Source organism: Campylobacter concisus (genome assembly GCF_002092845.1).
In the GTDB taxonomy this organism is placed as follows: domain Bacteria; phylum Campylobacterota; class Campylobacteria; order Campylobacterales; family Campylobacteraceae; genus Campylobacter_A; species Campylobacter_A concisus_AQ.
This window is the reverse complement of the sequence record NZ_LVXF01000015.1, coordinates 1-15,706: the sequence shown is the minus strand read 5'-3', so window position 1 is coordinate 15,706 and position 15,706 is coordinate 1. Positions and strand designations below refer to the sequence as shown.

Annotated in this window: 16 protein-coding genes, 1 tRNA gene and 1 pseudogene; 8 read left to right on the top strand and 10 right to left on the bottom strand. The window is 37.4% G+C overall.

Features of this window, described 5'->3' with window-relative positions:
- Positions 1 to 484: 484 nt before the first annotated feature.
- A complete protein-coding gene (locus tag A3854_RS04860) occupies positions 485 to 859 on the bottom strand; it encodes a RidA family protein (RefSeq protein ID WP_084041563.1) in 375 nt (124 codons plus the stop codon).
- Between the two features lie 96 nt (positions 860 to 955).
- On the opposite strand from A3854_RS04860, the gene A3854_RS04855 reads away from it, so the two are divergent.
- On the top strand, positions 956 to 1,429 hold the full coding sequence (locus A3854_RS04855; protein ID WP_084041562.1) for a cysteine permease: 474 nt from the start codon (positions 956 to 958) through the stop codon (positions 1,427 to 1,429).
- A 32-nt stretch (positions 1,430 to 1,461) separates the two neighbouring features.
- Here the strand turns inward: A3854_RS04855 and A3854_RS04850 are convergent, their stop codons facing one another.
- The 3 genes from A3854_RS04850 to A3854_RS04840 form a co-directional block, all read right to left on the bottom strand.
- Positions 1,462 to 2,022, bottom strand: a complete 561-nt coding sequence (locus A3854_RS04850) for a Fe-S-containing hydro-lyase (protein ID WP_084041561.1) — start codon at positions 2,020 to 2,022, stop codon at positions 1,462 to 1,464.
- A gap of 9 nt (positions 2,023 to 2,031) precedes the next feature.
- Entirely contained in the window at positions 2,032 to 2,877 is an 846-nt protein-coding gene (locus A3854_RS04845) for a fumarate hydratase (protein WP_084041560.1), read from the bottom strand.
- 243 nt (positions 2,878 to 3,120) lie between these two features.
- Entirely contained in the window at positions 3,121 to 4,431 is a 1,311-nt protein-coding gene (locus A3854_RS04840) for a hemolysin family protein (protein WP_223154647.1), read from the bottom strand.
- 201 nt (positions 4,432 to 4,632) lie between these two features.
- On the opposite strand from A3854_RS04840, the gene A3854_RS04835 reads away from it, so the two are divergent.
- A complete protein-coding gene (locus A3854_RS04835) occupies positions 4,633 to 5,946 on the top strand; it encodes a sodium-dependent transporter (RefSeq protein ID WP_084041559.1) in 1,314 nt (437 codons plus the stop codon).
- A 44-nt stretch (positions 5,947 to 5,990) separates the two neighbouring features.
- Here the strand turns inward: A3854_RS04835 and A3854_RS04830 are convergent, their stop codons facing one another.
- Positions 5,991 to 6,437 (bottom strand): DUF411 domain-containing protein, encoded by a 447-nt coding sequence (locus A3854_RS04830; protein WP_054197245.1) that lies wholly within the window; start codon positions 6,435 to 6,437, stop codon positions 5,991 to 5,993.
- A gap of 108 nt (positions 6,438 to 6,545) precedes the next feature.
- On the opposite strand from A3854_RS04830, the gene A3854_RS04825 reads away from it, so the two are divergent.
- From A3854_RS04825 to A3854_RS04795, 6 genes are all read left to right on the top strand, one after another.
- The gene (locus A3854_RS04825; RefSeq protein WP_084041558.1) at positions 6,546 to 7,514 is read left to right on the top strand and encodes a putative transporter; all 969 of its coding nucleotides are present in this window, start codon (positions 6,546 to 6,548) and stop codon (positions 7,512 to 7,514) included.
- Positions 7,515 to 8,113: 599 nt separating this feature from the next.
- Positions 8,114 to 8,917, top strand: coding sequence for a M48 family metallopeptidase (locus A3854_RS04820; protein WP_084041557.1), 804 nt, complete (start codon positions 8,114 to 8,116; stop codon positions 8,915 to 8,917).
- A 169-nt stretch (positions 8,918 to 9,086) separates the two neighbouring features.
- Complete coding sequence (locus tag A3854_RS04815; protein WP_257639874.1) at positions 9,087 to 9,413, top strand: GNAT family N-acetyltransferase; 327 nt, start codon at positions 9,087 to 9,089, stop codon at positions 9,411 to 9,413.
- A 24-nt stretch (positions 9,414 to 9,437) separates the two neighbouring features.
- Positions 9,438 to 9,525, top strand: a tRNA-Ser gene (locus A3854_RS04810).
- Between the two features lie 151 nt (positions 9,526 to 9,676).
- Entirely contained in the window at positions 9,677 to 10,147 is a 471-nt protein-coding gene (locus tag A3854_RS09560) for a hypothetical protein (protein ID WP_180378646.1), read from the top strand.
- Positions 10,147 to 10,359: a molybdopterin biosynthesis protein MoeB gene (locus tag A3854_RS04795; RefSeq protein ID WP_180378645.1), complete on the top strand. Its 213-nt coding sequence runs from the start codon at positions 10,147 to 10,149 to the stop codon at positions 10,357 to 10,359. The genes A3854_RS09560 and A3854_RS04795 overlap by 1 nt, the downstream gene beginning before the upstream one ends.
- A gap of 7 nt (positions 10,360 to 10,366) precedes the next feature.
- Here A3854_RS04795 and A3854_RS04790 read toward each other — a convergent pair whose 3' ends face one another.
- The 5 genes and pseudogenes from A3854_RS04790 to A3854_RS04770 form a co-directional block, all read right to left on the bottom strand.
- Complete coding sequence (locus A3854_RS04790; protein WP_084041554.1) at positions 10,367 to 10,900, bottom strand: chemotaxis protein; 534 nt, start codon at positions 10,898 to 10,900, stop codon at positions 10,367 to 10,369.
- 88 nt (positions 10,901 to 10,988) lie between these two features.
- Positions 10,989 to 13,103, bottom strand: a pseudogene (locus A3854_RS04785) (TonB-dependent siderophore receptor).
- Complete coding sequence (locus A3854_RS04780) at positions 13,084 to 14,121, bottom strand: PepSY-associated TM helix domain-containing protein (RefSeq protein ID WP_257639873.1); 1,038 nt, start codon at positions 14,119 to 14,121, stop codon at positions 13,084 to 13,086. Before A3854_RS04780 ends, A3854_RS04785 begins: the two are co-directional and overlap by 20 nt.
- A gap of 463 nt (positions 14,122 to 14,584) precedes the next feature.
- A complete protein-coding gene (locus tag A3854_RS04775) occupies positions 14,585 to 14,992 on the bottom strand; it encodes a tetratricopeptide repeat protein (RefSeq protein ID WP_084041552.1) in 408 nt (135 codons plus the stop codon).
- A 135-nt stretch (positions 14,993 to 15,127) separates the two neighbouring features.
- Positions 15,128 to 15,706, bottom strand: a 579-nt coding sequence (locus tag A3854_RS04770; protein WP_084041551.1) for an ABC transporter permease subunit, incomplete at its 5' end; no start/stop codon positions are given.

Genomic DNA, 15,706 nt, shown 5'->3' with positions numbered 1-15,706 from the left:
AGCGTTCACTCTGAGCCAGGATCAAACTCTCCATATTAATTACCTAGCAAAATTTATTTGATAGGATTTTATTATGAAGTTTTTAATCAAAAAAACTTTTAGTTTTATTTATTAGTTTGTCTAATCTATTATAATTATAAAATAATAGACTGGCTCAATCGATCACTTGTTTAGATTTCAAAGATTGACTAATAGTTTAACAATTGTAAGTTAAAAGAACAACGATAAAAAGAAAAGGCTTTATTAACCAATGAAGTTAAAGGTGGTTTCTCGTTTCGTGAGCTGGAATTATATATGAGTAATACTTAAAGATAGTTGAAATAATTAGGGAATTTTAGAAAAATTTGTTTGTTACTTTAAAATTTTAAAGTATGTATTTTTATTAGTAGGTTTATAGGGTTTAGTTTTTGAAGTATAAATTTGGAGAGTTTCTGCTCTCCATCATTTAAACATTAAATTTTTGTGAACTTTTACACAATATCTATTAATAAGCCGCGATAAGCTCTATTTCCACAAGTGCGTCTTTTGGCAAGGTCTTAACGGCTACTGTACTTCTAGCAGGATAAGGCTCTTTAAAAAATTTAGCATACACAGTATTTACTTTAGCAAAATCTGCCATATCTGTTAGAAATATTGTAGTCTTTACAGTATTATCAAAAGTAAGTCCTGCCTCAGCCAAGATATTTTTTAAATTTTCAAGCGATTGCTCAGCTTGGGCCTCTACACTACTACCTGCAAACTCACCCGCTGGTGTGACACCAAGCTGACCTGAGATAAATAAAAATCCATTTGCGCTAATAGCTTGAGAATATGGCCCAATCGCTTGTGGAGCATTTTTTGTTGAGATTTGTTTTTTCATATTTTCTCCTTTTGAAATTTTTTAAAATCCTACTATAAATTTTCTAAATTTTTAGTCTCCAAAAGCTATAATGGGCAAAATTTCAAAAGGATGAAGATGCAAAATATACTTGCACCAAATGAGTTTTTAGATGATTATGTACTCGGTGCTGAGTTGGCTAAAAACGCCGGCATCTCATCAAATGCTTATCTTTTTTGGAAAAACGTCATAAGTGCTAAATTTGAAAACTCAAGAATAGTTTTTCTTAGAAAAAATAGCATTCCAGTCAAATTTCAAAACATTATAAAAACCTGCACACCTTTAAATGGCCTTATTCCAACGGGCGTATTTTGCTCTTTTACCTCACTTGCTCCATCTCATCTTGTAGCAAAAAATGGCTCTAAGATCTACGAGCTCTTTAAATTTTATGAGATTTGCGGTATCAAATTTATAGACTTGAAGAAATTTTATGATGATTTTAATCTTAGCTATTCTTATAGAATTTACATTGAAAAGTGCAAATTTTTCTCACCTGCTCCATTTGAAAAACGCATAAAATTAACTGAAACGATGTGTCTTGGATATTACTAAAGTCCGCTAGCTAGCTTGCTAGCGGGATAAATTTAGATCTTTTTGTAAGGTGCTTGACCGACTTCATAGAAGTTATTACCCTCGCAGTCAATGGCAACTATTGCTGGGAAGTCCTCGACGGTAAGCCTAGCAACTGCCTCTGGTCCTAGCTCTGGATAAGCTAGCACTTCATATTTTTTGATACTTTGGCTAATGAGCGCTCCGATGCCACCGATAGCAACCATATAAACACAGCATGATTTTTTCATCGCATCAACTACTGTGTCACTCCTGTAGCCTTTACCGATCATACCATTTATACCAACTTCATTTATCATAGTTGGGGTGTATTTATCCATTCTACCGCTTGTTGTTGGGCCTGCTGCGCCGATAGCTTGGTTTGGCTTGGCTGGAGTTGGTCCGACGTAGTAGATAGTCTCACCCTTTAGCTCAACTGGTAACTTTTCACCACGTGCCAATGTTTCAGTAAGTGCCTTATGTGCAGCGTCACGAGCTGCTATGATAGTGCCTGATATTAGGACATTATCCCCTGCTTTTAGGCTTTTTACCACCTCTTTATCAAATGGTGCTGTTATTCTTTTTACTTCTGACATTTTCTCTCCTTAAAGCTCGGCATCTGCGTGGCGCGCAGCGTGGCAGTTGATGTTTATAGCAACAGGAAGACCTGCTATGTGGGTTGGATACCACTCGACATTTACTTTAACGGCAGTAGTATCACCACCAAGTCCTTGAGGACCAACACCAGTTTTGCAAGCAAGCTCTAGTAGCTCGTCTTCTAATTTGGCATATCTTGGATCAGAATTTTTACTATCGACTGAACGAACTGCCGCTTCTTTTGCCAAAAGTGCTGCCTTATCCATCGTACCGCCTATGCCAACGCCTATTGTTAGTGGAGGACAGGCGTTTGGTCCAGCGTATTTTACAGCCTCTAAAAAGACTTTTTTTACACCCTCTATACCATCAGCTGGTACAAGCATTTTTAAAACTGATTTATTCTCACTACCAAAACCTTTTGGAGCCACTTTTATCTTTAGCTTATCTCCTGGTACGATTCTAGTGTGAATGACAGCTGGAGTGTTATTTGTGGTATTTTTTCTCTCAAAAAGTGGCTCAGCAACAACTGACTTTCTTAGATAACCTTCAGTGTAGCCTTCCGCAATGCCCTCGTTTATCGCATCTTCAATATATCCACCCTCAATATGCACATCTTGGCCGATCTGCACAAAAACAACCGTCATGCCTGTATCTTGGCAAATAGGCGCTACACCCTCTTCCGCAAGCTTAGCATTTTGTAAAATTTTGCCCAAAATGTCTTTGCCTAGTGACGAACTTTCGCTACTTTGAGCCTTTGTAAAAGCAGCTTTTAAATCTGGCGTCACGACATAACAGGCCTGTTTGCAAAGCTTAGCAACGACTTCTCTTATATCTTTTACATTTATTATTCTCATCTTTACTCCTCGTAAAAAACAATTTTTAATTATATTAACTATATTTAAAATTTAAGATTAAATTTTACTGCTGGATATCTACTCGAAAAAATTTATATGAGTTTATTTTGTTTGACTACAACTAGAAGACTTGTCTAAAACAAAAATTTAGTGAAATAAGCGATGGTGAAATTGGGTCTAGAGCATCACAATATTGATAGAAATTTACATAACATGGCTTATTTAAGCCATAAATATATAAATTTAAGATTGAATGCTCTCCTCTTCATTTTTTATCTTTTTTCTAACTTTGACTCGTGATATGCTAGCCCCATCCATCTTTCTTACTTCGTAGTAGCAGTTTTCATCCTCGATCTTGTCCCCAACTACTGGCAAACGACCGATTAGGTTGAAGACATATCCACCGATCGTTACTTGATCTGTCTCTTCATCAAAGCTTATACCAAGAACCTCTTCTACGCTCTCTAGATCATATCTGCCTTGAAATTCGTAAATATTGTCATTTATCTTTTTGTAGTGTTGATCGACTTCATCGTGCTCATCATTAAAATCACCAAGCACCTCTTCCATTATATCTTCCATCGTAAGAAGTCCGGCTGTGCCGCCATACTCATCGACTACAAGTGCAGCTGAAATTTGCTCTTTATTCATCATTACAAGTACTTTTGATATAGAAAGGCTCTCAGGCACGATGACAAATTTACGAACAATTGAGTCAAAACTCTTCTCTTTATCTTTGCTAAAGTGAAGCTGCAAAATATCTCTAATGTGTATCATGCCCAAAATAATATCTTTTGAGCCGTCTATATAAGGAAAGCGAGTGTATTTTGACTCAAATACGACTTGCAAATTCTCTTCAAAACTCTTTTGTTTATTTATACAGATCATGTCGCGTCTTGGCGTCATGATCTCTTTTGCGACTGTGTCACTAAAATCGACTGCATTTTTAATGATCTCAGTCTCAAAACTATCAAGCACACCGCCCTTTAAGCTCTCACCAACGATGATTTTTATCTCTTCTTCAGAGTGGGCTAGCTCATTTTCTTTAGCTGGCTGGATGCCTAAAATTTTAAGTCCAATGGTCGCTAAAATATCAAAAAGCTTAATTACAGGCGAAAATAGTACCCAGAAAAAGTGAAGTGGACGAGCAATTTTTAATACTGAAGTCTCGGCCTTCGCGATAGCAACTGACTTTGGCACAAGCTCACCCATTACAACGTGAAGTAGGGTAATAAGCGTAAATGCGATCGCAAAACCAACTGTATGAACTAAGATATCGCTAAAATTGAAGAAATTTTTAAGTGGAGCTTCTATAAGTCTTGCAACCGCTGGCTCACCGATCCAACCAAGAGCAAGTGAGCTTAGTGTGATGCCAAGCTGAGTGGCACTAAGATAAGTATCAAGCTTGTTTGACATCTCAAAAGCAAGCTGAGCATTTGGCTTTTTCTCCTTAATAAGCTCTTCAAGTCTAGACTTACGAACTTTAACAAGAGAAAATTCTGATAAAACAAAAAAGGCATTTAGTAAAATGAATACAATGGCAAGTATTACCATTAAAAGCGAATTATCGCTACTGGGGTTCAATTATGATCCTTAAGAGTTAAAAATTTTTGCCTGATTATAGCGAATTTATATTTAGCGGTCAAATTATCCGCGCCCAAAAGTAACAACATTTCTTAAATTTAAGATTTATAAAAAGTTCTTAAATCATATTTTGATAACATTATTTTCATCACTAAATTTATGGATTTTACAATGAGCAAAAAGAATTTTTCATCGCGTTGGGCATTTATATTGGCTTGTGTTGGATCAGCAGTTGGCATGGCAAATGTCTGGGGCTTTCCTTATAAACTTGGCACAAATGGCGGTGCAGCGTTTTTACTCATCTATGTTTTTTTCATAGCTCTTTTTTCATACGTTGGTCTAAGTGCAGAGTATGCGATTGGCAGACGTGCAAAAACTGGTACGCTTGGATCATATAAATATGCTTGGCAAAGTAGAAACTTAGGCGTATTTGGCAGTATTATTGGCTGGCTTCCGCTTGCTGGCTCACTTTGTATAGCCATCGGTTACGCAGTCATCATCGCCTACGTACTAAAAGCCCTTACCCAGGCGCTTACTGGCTCATTTATGAGCGTTGATACGAATGTTTGGTTTAACTCATTTGCACTTCAAGATTACTCAGTCTTGCCTTATCATTTTATCATCGTTGTTGGCACGCTTCTTACACTATTTTTTGGGGCAAAAAGTATCGAAAAAACAAATCAAATAATGATGCCACTGTTTTTTGTATTGTTTAGCATTCTGGCTATAAATGTTGCGATGCTACCAAATGCGTTTGATGGGTATAAATTCCTTTTTATCCCTAACTTTAGTAAGCTTGCGGACCCAATGGTATGGGTTTCTGCGATGGGCCAAGCGTTTTTCTCGCTCTCTATCACAGGATCTGGCATGATAGTTTATGGGGCTTACCTTTCAAAAGATGAAGATATCGTTGAAAGTGCTAAAACAACGGCCTTTTTTGATACTATTGCGGCTCTTGTAGCCGCTCTTGTTATGATCCCAGCGGTCTTTGCCTACGCTATGGATCCAGCCGAAGGCCCAAAGCTACTTTTTGTAACGCTTCCAAAAATTTTACAAAACATGATCGGTGGACAAATTTTTGCCATTATTTTATTTACAGCTGTTATCTTTGGTGGTATCACCTCGCTTCAAAATATGTTTGAGGTCGTGGCTGAGTCGCTTATGCATAAATTTCCGTTTCTTAATAGATTTTGGACACTCACGCTACTTTGTGCAGTTTGCTTTGGCATAGGAGCATTTATGGAGCCTATTAGTAGTTGGGGACCTTGGATGGACTTTGTGTCGATCTATATCATTCCAATCGGTGCGGTAATCGGTGCTATTTCTTGGTTCTGGATTATTAAAAAAGATGAAATTTTAGATGAGATAAATTCTGGAGCAAATAAATCTTATGGTAATTTCTGGTATTTTGTAGGCAAATTTATCTATGTTCCGCTAACATTTTTACTTTGTATCATAGCCGTAAGTAAGGGAATTTCTTTTTAAATTTAGCTCGCTAAAAAATGAGCTAAATTTAAAAATTTTTGAAGTTATCTTAGTTTTTTTGTGCCGATGTAAGTGGCAAAAATTTCTTGTGAGCCATCTTTTTTAAATAAAATAACATCGTATTGCTCGGCTTTACTGCCTTGCTCCATACCTTGGCTCTCCATCGGCATGCCAGGCACTGCGATACCAACTACATCTTTTGGCTTAAGCTCTAGTAGGCGCTTTACCTCATCGGCTGGGACATGACCTTCTATGATATATCCATCGATGATTGCTGTATGGCAGCTTGAAAGCTCTAGCGGCACGTTAAATTCTTTCTTAACTTTTGCTATATCATCTACTTTTATGACCTCTTCGCTAAATCCAGCCTTCTGCATCGCCTCACCCCAGCTAGTACAACATCCACAAGTTGGGCTTTTATAGACCTTCATATCAGCCGCAAATGCAAGTGTTGCAAAAAAGCCAAGAGCCAAAAATGCTAATTTTTTCATCATTTTCCTTTACGTAAAATTTGCAAAATGATATAGCTCACATTTAAATTTTATATAAATGCTTAATATTGCTTGCTATAATTCGCCAAAATTTATAAAAGGCACTTTATGTTTTCATCGTTTTTTAAAGATAAAAAGTGGGCACTCTGGGCTTACGGCGGAGCACTATTTATCATTTTGCTACTTGTTTACCAAACTCATTTAAATGTCCGCATTAACGAGTGGTATAAAAATTTCTACGATATCGTGCAAAACTCAAAAGATCATAATGTAAGTGAGTTTTGGCGTGAAATTTTTAACTTCATAAAAATCGCTATGCCCTATGTTATAACTTATACAGTTATCTCATTTTTTGCCAGCCACTGGGTTTTTCGCTGGAGAGAGGCGATGACGTTTAAATATCTAAAATTTTGGCAAAACTGCAAGAGCGATATCGAAGGTAGCTCACAGCGTATTCAAGAGGATGTTTACCGCTTTGCAAAGATAATGGAAAGTCTTGGCGTGCAGGTTTTAAGGGCAATCATGACGCTAATTGCCTTTATACCAGTGCTTTGGGAGCTAAGCAAGAGCGTGAGTTTGCCTTACATCAAAGATATCGAAGGCTCGCTTGTTTATATCGCTTTAATAATTAGCATCGGTGGCTTAATTATTTCGTGGTTTGTGGGCATTAAACTCCCACATATCGAGTATAACAACCAAAAAGCAGAAGCGGCATTTAGAAAAGAGCTGGTTTACGGCGAAGATGATAAGTCTAAATTTTGCCAGCCAAACGTCATGCTAGAGCTTTTTACAGGCGTAAAGTTAAATTATTACAAACTATTTTTGCACTATGGCTACTTTAACCTTTGGCTCATCTCTTTTTCACAAATTCTTGTCATCGTGCCTTATATCATCATGGGAAATGGCCTATTTAGCGGCGTTATAACGCTTGGTGTGCTTATACAAGCTAGCAACGCTTTTTCTCAAGTTAGAGAGAGTTTTAGCGTATTTATCGATAACTGGACGACGATAACAGAGCTAAGATCTGTAAATAAACGTTTGAGAGAATTTGAGAGAAATATAAACTATAAGGCGTAGGAGTTAAATTTTAGGACATAGCGTCTAAATTTTGAATTTATGCGGTCATAAACCAAGTAGCACACTGAATACACTTTATCATCAGGTAAGTGTCAGGCAAATTTTAAAATTTATGAGCGCGCATATCACGACTCTAAATTTAGTGGCGAGTAGCTACGAGACCTAAATTTAGCAGTCTGCTAAGGCGAGTGAATAAGATTTTAAAATTTGCTTTGCGATATAAATTTACCAAAAAGGGAGACAAGGGGACTTGAATTACGAAGCCGTCCCCTTATCCCCCCTTTTTAAATCCCCTAAACCCCTCGCACGTTAGGAGTGGCATGCAATCGTGCTGGCGCACTGCATGCGTTTTATTTTAGAAAATTTCTGACAAATTTTAAAATTTCATGAACGAGTAATTTCGGCTCTAAAATTTGAGCTAAGCGGTAAGCGAAGCCAAATTTTAGTAGTCAATTCTTGCGAGTGAATGAGATTTTAAAATTTGCGCGATAGTAAATTTCTATTTTTGAAATCTCAAAATTTAAATTTATCCCCTCGTTTAACAATACATATCCAACTCAGGCTATAATACGCCAAATTTTAATCCAAAAAGGATGAAAATGAAAAAAATTTTACTTACGTTATTAACAGCTAGCTTGCTTATCACAGGCTGCACGAGCGTCACAAAGTCAGGCGTCGTGGGTGCAGATCGCAAGCAGTTCATGCTAGTATCTTCTGAAGCGATGGAGCAAAGCTCAGCTCAAGCTTACGTCAAGACGCTCACAGCTGCTAGAAGCAAGGGCGAGCTAAATGTCGATCCGATCCTCACAAAAAGAGTTCAAGATATCGCAAAAAGGCTGATCGCGCAAACTGGCGTTTTCAGAGAGGATGCCCTAAAATGGAAGTGGCAAGTAAATGTCATAAACGAAGATACGCTAAATGCTTGGTGCATGCCAGGGGGCAGGATAGTCGTTTATAGCGGCATCATAAAAAGGCTAAATTTAACAGATGCACAGCTAGCTGCGGTCATGGGTCACGAGATCGCACACGCTCTTAGAGAGCACAGCAGGGAGCAAGCAAGTGCTGATCAGATGAAAAGCATAGGTATCTTTGCAATAGCCACAGCTACTGGCCTTGGCGATCTTGGAGCTAATGCTCTAAATTTAGCTAGCGAATACACCATATCTCTGCCCTTTTCTCGCTCACATGAAACTGAAGCTGATCACATCGGCACTGAGCTAATGGCAAGAGCCGGATACGATCCAAAAGAAGCGGTCGAAGTCTGGGTAAAAATGAGCAAGATGAGTGGCGGAAAGGTGCCTGAAATTTTAAGCACACACCCATCAAACGAGAGTAGGATAAAAGATCTAAAAGAGATCGCAGCAAAGCTTGAGCCAGTCTACCAAGCTGCTAAAAGAGGCTAGGCTTGATCGAATAAATTTGAGCGATCCTAAGATTGCTCAAATTTATAATTAGTGTATTTTAGAAAAATTACGACTGCTAATATGCAGCCAGTCGGCACAAAGAGCAAGAGCCTTGGTTTAAAGCTCACAACAACTCTCGCTTAATCTTTGTCTATAAAAAAATGGTGAAATTTTAGGTTACTGCTCACTAAGTGACTTTAATCCTAAAATCGCTTACGATATAAGCGTAGAGATAAGCATCTATGTCGCTAAAAAGGCTCTTAAATGGGGCATCGGCAAACAGCTTTTAGCCCACAGCCTAAATGAAGCTAGAGAGCTAAATTTAAAAAACATCATCGCACTAATCTTTAGCAAAAACAAAGCAAGCCTTGGGCTGTTTTTGAAATTTGGCTTTGAAAAATGGGGCGAACTGCCTGGCGTTTGCCTGATGGATGGCGAGCACAAAAATGTCATTATCTTGGGGCTAAACTTTAAAAGCCAAGCATTAAGCAAATAAAGATATAATTCCACTTCTTTTCATGGGTAGATGTCCGAGCGGTTTAAGGAGCACGCCTGGAACGCGTGTGTGGGGCAACTCACCGAGAGTTCGAATCTCTCTCTACCCGCCATGAAACTATCTATAACTTAAAGTCTACTGACCTTTATTTTTATTGCTTAAAACATTGGCACTAAGCAAAAGACTACTTTTTTAAAACTTACTAAAATCTTGCCAATTATCTTTTACTTTTGTCATAGTTAGGCATATAACTAGCATCAAATTTGCTCCATTCTAGAAGAAATTTTAACTATAAAATTCTATTTGCCTTATCGACAGATACGAACGCCCAGTGCATAAATTCTTGCCTTGGTTTGTATTTGCCGCTGTCAAAATACTCCGCTAGCCGCGCCTCCTCCGTTTCGCTTAGCTCGCCGCCAAGCCCCCAGCGCGTCTTTTGTATGAGCTCCTGCGCGCTCGCGGGTATAGGGCTTAGACTTAGCGGCGATGATGGCAAGATAAGGGGCAAATTTAATCTAAATGAGCCAAAGCTAAGCGTTGCTAAGCTTACAGAGCTTCCTTTTATCGAAGCGGTTTTGGATGAGAATTTTAAAGAGCTTGCAAAAGATGAGATGATAAATTTAGATGGCGCTTTAAAGCCTATATTTTGGCATCACAAGGCAACTTTACTCGTGCAAAAAGACAAAAATGGTGAGTTTAGAAATTTAAACATAAAAGAGCTTCGGGAATTTTGATGATACAAAATTTCAATGAGAAAAATGAGTTTAAATACGGCAAATTTAACTACGAAAAAGCTCATCAAATAGCCCAAAACTGCACTAAATTTAAGCTAGATAGCGACGAAGAGGAGACGAGCTGTGGGGACGAGAGAAGCTGCTATGACTGCGCGTTTAGGCGCTGGAGTAAAGATAGCTTCATCTGCATGGCACAAGCTAGCAAAGACTGAGCTAGCCCTACGCAACCATTTTTTTATCTTTAAGTTTTCCACCGCGTTTATAATTTAGCTCGCCGCAAAATCTCTTGCCGAATTTCGCCTCGATTATAAGAACTAGCACGAAAAATATCTTTTCATCATTCATTCGCGCGATCTGGCGTAGAGTTTGGCTAGCGTCATTAAATTTAACCCCATTTTTGCGTAAAGTTTCGCAAAAAATGGCCTCGTCAAAGCCCAACATTTGCGAAATTTCAGTTATGCTGTATGGCTCGAGCGAGGCGATGATGCGGTCCATGTTGCAAATGCTTGGATTTTTACTGCGTGTTAGCACATCCATCGTTTCATTTATTAGTTTTACTAGTTTTTTTCTACGATTTATAACGTGAAGTGTTGCAGCAAGCAATATTAAAAAACCTGCGATTTTATGGGCATTTAATAGATACTCATTATATTCGCCAAGTGCAAAATTTACACCAGAGAATGCGAGCATACAAAGCCCTAAAATAAGAACTAAAACAAGACAGAATTTATAAATAACCTCTACTTTAAACATGACACTCATCCTAAAATATATTTTTCTAATTATACACTTTAGGAGTTAAAATTTATCACCAGCTTATTTAGCTGGTGATTTAATTAGATTAAAAATTGTAGTTAAAGCTAAGATTAAATGTGCGTGGATCGCCATAAACCATCATATTTTTGCCGATGCCCTCGTAGTATTTTTTGTTAAAGAGATTGTCGATATTTAGCTGTACATCAAAATTCTTAGCAAATTTATAACCAAGCATTAAATTAGCTAAAGTGTAGCCTTTTTGTGTGATTTCATCTGCGCCTTTGCCAGTATAAATTTTGCTCTTATACATAGCTCCAGCCCCTACTCTAAAGTCCCTAAATTCGTACTTTGCAAATAAATTTGCCGTGCTTCTTGATGAGTCGGTGGCGTATTTCTCACCTTTAGCATCTTTTGCATTAAAGTGCGTTGCGCCAAAGCTTAGGCTTAAATTTTTAGTGATCTCGCCGTTTAGATCTAGCTCGACACCCTTGCTTGTCACACCCTTGCCAGATTCATATATGTCGGCATTTGTCGCTGGATTTTTCCTGCCAGTATTTATGCCAAGCTTATCTTGCACGATCTTAAAGACACCAAGACTTGCTTGAAGTGCCCCGTCAAAATACTCGCCTTTAATGCCCGCTTCATAGTCCTTGCCTTGGATCGGATCAAGATACTTGTCGTTTGCGTCCTTTACGCTTTGAGGTTTAAATATACTCGTGTAGCTAGCATATAGAGTGTGGTTTGCTCCGATGTCGTAGGTGATGCCAAGATATGGCGTGATCTCATTTGTGAAATTTCTATTGTCTTTGCCGCCCTCGATCTCGTATTTATAGTAGCTCACCCTAGCACCTAGTAAAAATTTAAGCTCATCGGTGATTGATAGTTTATTTGCTGCGTAAAATGCCTTTTGTATCGTTTTGTCTTTGTTGTTTTGATCTTCATAAGGAAATTTTGGATCATCGAGGTGTAAATTTTTAAAATCAATCCTGCTTCTAGCTGTATAAGCAAGTCCTGCTGGCGTAGTCATTTGCAACCAGTAGCTACTTACCTTATCGCTACTTTTTTTATAGTTGTTATACATCGCACCAAAGACAAACTCATGAGATAAATTTGCTACCTCGTAAGGGATATTTGCGTATACATCGACGTTGTGGATGTTCTCCTCTCTTTTGTTTGCATAAACACTAAGACCACCTATGTTGCCGGTGCCGTCTAAATTTACCGCTCCGCCGTAGTAGAGTAAATTTGAATCAGTGTTTGCCCGTCTAAATGAGTAGCTTAAATTTAAGCTTGCTTCATTTTCAAAGTAGTGTTTAAAATCAGCGTAAAAATCAAGCGTTTTTATGTCCCACCTAGTCCAAGGCTGAGAGAAAATTTCATTTTTACTAAAATTTGTCCTAGAGCCATCTGTGTAAAAAGCTGGCATACCGCCCCATCTAACGCCACGTCGTCTTAGCTCTTGATAAAACGCACCAAGGCTAAGCCACGAGTTATCGCCTATGTCGCTATCGACTACGCCATAAATCGCGCTATTTTTGCGGTTGTAATAATCCATATAAGAGTGCAACTTCTCATGCATAAAAGATAGCCTTGCTCTAACGCTTCCGCTCTCATTTACAGGCGTTTGCACATCGCCATTTACGCCGTATCTATCGTATGAGCCAGCACTTACGCCAAAATTTTCTTTAAGCTCTTTTGAATCTGCTCTTTTTCTTATGAAATTTAAACTTGCAGCTGGGTTGCCAGCACCTGCAAGTAGGCCATTTGCCCCTTTTACCACCTCAACTCTTTCATAAGGTAGCAAGCTCATATCATTTGTACCAAGGCTAAAGCCGCCAAAGCTAGGCATCGAATCAAGCAAGTAATAATCTATCGCAAAGCCACGAGCTGTCGGATATACGCGCTCATCCCATTTATTTAGCGTGACGCCCGGGACATTTCTAAGAAGCACTTGATAGTCCTTGATACCTTGATCTTTTAGCCTAGCCTATGTTAGCACGGTTAGTGATTGTGGCGTTTGACGAGAGGTTAAATTTAGCCTTATTGTGCTTTTTACAAGCTCTTTTGCAAAGTAGTTTGCATCATCTCTTCTCTCGCTTTCTACAACATCAATTGCTTCTAAAATTTTATCGCTTTGGCTAGCAAAAATTTGAGGTTGCATCAAATTTAATGCAACCAAACTAATTAAAATTTTTTTCATTTTTTCTCCTTTTAAAATTTCTTTTAATCCACAAATAAAGCCCTGAGATACTTAAAATAAGCGGTGAAATACCGACTAAAAACCAGATAAATTTTGTGATTTGGTTGTAGTTGCCAAAGTGCGATTTTCTAAATGCTGAGAGAATTTCTTCGCTTAGATTTGTATTTTTTATGTCCAAAATACTTACTAATTCGCCGTTATTTTTATCGTAAGTTAATATGCTTGAATATTCGTTATGCAAGAAATTTTGATCTTTTACATAGCCAAAAAGGCGTATGTTTGCTCCTTGCATAAAAGGCAGTGAGATGAAGTGTGGCTCAAAGCCAGCAAGATCATTTTTTGAGCGGGCCACCAGCTCGTCAAGAGATAGGTTTTTATTATAAATTTTTGCATCTATAACGAAGTCATTTTTAAACTCTGGTATGCATGCCATCTGAAATTCCCACCAAAAACCACTTATGCAAATAAGCAGTAAAATAGGTGTAGAAAAAATTCCTATCATTTTATGAATGTCACTCATAAAAACATTTAGCCTATTTACACGAAGCCTAAGTAGTGTCAGCCAAAATTTTCTATAAATCACAAAACCGCTTATGCATATAAAAAACGTAAAAATAGCGGTTAAAGTAAGGATAACGTGACCAATTTTCCCAAGAAATAGCGACTCATGAAGCTCGGTTAAAACTCCAAAAAATCCCTCATCATGTGCGAGTGGCTCGCTCTTTATCTTACCGCTAAAAGCGTCAAAATAGATAAATTTCCACTCTTTTTGACTATCATTGTGCTCAATTAACCAAATTTTGTCGCATTTTTTAAGGTTTGCATCGATATTGATGCCAACCATCTCGTAGCCGTCAATCTCGCTTGCGATGATCTCTCTTTGCTCATCAAAGCTGATCCTTTTACTTAAATTTTCTTTGTTTAAATTTACATTTACGACATTTGGGGCAAGAAGGCTGTTTATCTCATCTTTATAAACGAGGATCGCACCGCTAAAACAAACTACTGCAAGTGGAATGAAAAATAAAAGAGATAAATAAGTGTGTACTTTATAAAAAAAATTTTTGATTTAGAAATTTCACTTTGTTTTGAAGTCTTTTAATAGTAGGTTTTGATAATGGCTCGCAATCTTACACAAAATTTACTTTGATAATATTTAAAACTATTATCAATTATGATTTTAAAAAAGAAAAATTTTTATAGAATGTAAATTGAAAAAAATAAATAGATTTGATTTTTAAAAGAATAAACAACTCCTCTTTGTGTATACGAAAAGCCAGAAAAGGGGGAAGCAAAGACTTATCAGTTACAAAAAGGAGGGTCCATTTAGGACGATGAAATAGTATTATTTGAGCATAAATTTTAATAAAATTTTTAGTTAATAAAAAAGAAATTCCAAGTAATACTAAAGTAAATTTAACTTTAAAGAAACTATATTTAAGAAATTTCTTTTAATTAGTGCAAGTACAAAATTAAAATAGCTAATTTTTAGGCACAAGCTCTAATACATTGCAAGCTCGTTTACTGCCCATCTTGCAAGCTTTATCAAGAGCATTTGCAGAAAGATCAAAGCTTTGCTCAGTGCCATTTCCTTGAAGATACTTTGTCGCTAGCTCATAGCAAGCTTCACTGCTGCCATCATCACAGAGCGATCTAAATATCTCAAAAGATTTTTGCGTGTCTTTTTCTACGCCAAGACCGCGTCCTAGCATATCTGCATAGATAAAGCAAGAAATTTTATCTTTATTTTCACACTCACTTGAAAGCTTTTTTGTAAAATTCTCGCAAGCTTTAGCGTTACTTTTATTAATACACTCTTGCATATTTATATCCCAGTTTGCATTCAAAGACATAAGAGCAAATACTAAAAATAAAATGGATTTTTTCATAAATTTTCTTGGAAGAAGTTAGCTCCCTTTGGGGGAAAGGGAGCTATTACAAAAAGGAGGTTTCTTGTTGGACAAGTGGAATAATACAAGTTTCGTCTAAATTTAAAACCAACTTTTCTTTAACAAAAAACAATCTCAAACCAAATCTTTTTTACTAAAGGCAAAATAGCCACAAACTAGCAAAATAATGCCTAGTAAGAGCGGATAAATAATCGCATAAGCTACAAATATCGCTTTTGGAAAGGTGCTTAAAATAAAATAAGATGCAGTACCGATAACTGCTAAATTTGGATCAAAAAGACTAAGTGCTGCTATCCTGAAAAGCTCTATCGGATTTAGTATAGCAATAGCGTAAATAACATACTCATCAATCGAGCTTCGCATAAGAAGTCCAATTAATGCTAGATCAATAAATGCAAGCATTATAAGCCAAAGTAAAAACGCCACACCTTGGCCTGTCTCTTGATTTTTAATCACGCTTGAGATAAAAAATCCAAGCGATAAAAAAATGATGCTTAAGCTAAAAAGTAGCCCAAAATAAAGCACCAGCACGCCCCAAGGTATCGACACGTCCTTGATAAAGCCAACCACCACGCAAAGCAAAAGAGCAAACAAAAGTGGAACAAAAACAACAAATGTACGGCCCAGTGCCTTGCCAAAGTAATATTCTCTAAGGCTTAGTGGGAAGCTAAGGATGTATTCAAGCAAATTTGT

Excerpts from the sequence above, each read along its gene's own strand:
- A3854_RS04860 (WP_084041563.1), bottom strand. The coding sequence starts at position 859 with ATGAAAAAACAAATCTCAACAAAAAATGCTCCACAAGCGATTGGGCCA.
- A3854_RS04845 (WP_084041560.1), bottom strand. The coding sequence starts at position 2,877 with ATGAGAATAATAAATGTAAAAGATATAAGAGAAGTCGTTGCTAAGCTT.
- A3854_RS04825 (WP_084041558.1), top strand. The coding sequence starts at position 6,546 with ATGTTTTCATCGTTTTTTAAAGATAAAAAGTGGGCACTCTGGGCTTAC.
- A3854_RS04830 (WP_054197245.1), bottom strand. The coding sequence starts at position 6,437 with ATGAAAAAATTAGCATTTTTGGCTCTTGGCTTTTTTGCAACACTTGCA.
- A3854_RS04840 (WP_223154647.1), bottom strand. The coding sequence starts at position 4,431 with ATGGTAATACTTGCCATTGTATTCATTTTACTAAATGCCTTTTTTGTT.
- A3854_RS04820 (WP_084041557.1), top strand. The coding sequence starts at position 8,114 with ATGAAAAAAATTTTACTTACGTTATTAACAGCTAGCTTGCTTATCACA.
- A3854_RS04790 (WP_084041554.1), bottom strand. The coding sequence starts at position 10,900 with ATGTTTAAAGTAGAGGTTATTTATAAATTCTGTCTTGTTTTAGTTCTT.
- A3854_RS04795 (WP_180378645.1), top strand. The coding sequence starts at position 10,147 with ATGATACAAAATTTCAATGAGAAAAATGAGTTTAAATACGGCAAATTT.
- A3854_RS04850 (WP_084041561.1), bottom strand. The coding sequence starts at position 2,022 with ATGTCAGAAGTAAAAAGAATAACAGCACCATTTGATAAAGAGGTGGTA.
- A3854_RS04835 (WP_084041559.1), top strand. The coding sequence starts at position 4,633 with ATGAGCAAAAAGAATTTTTCATCGCGTTGGGCATTTATATTGGCTTGT.
- A3854_RS04855 (WP_084041562.1), top strand. The coding sequence starts at position 956 with ATGCAAAATATACTTGCACCAAATGAGTTTTTAGATGATTATGTACTC.
- A3854_RS04775 (WP_084041552.1), bottom strand. The coding sequence starts at position 14,992 with ATGAAAAAATCCATTTTATTTTTAGTATTTGCTCTTATGTCTTTGAAT.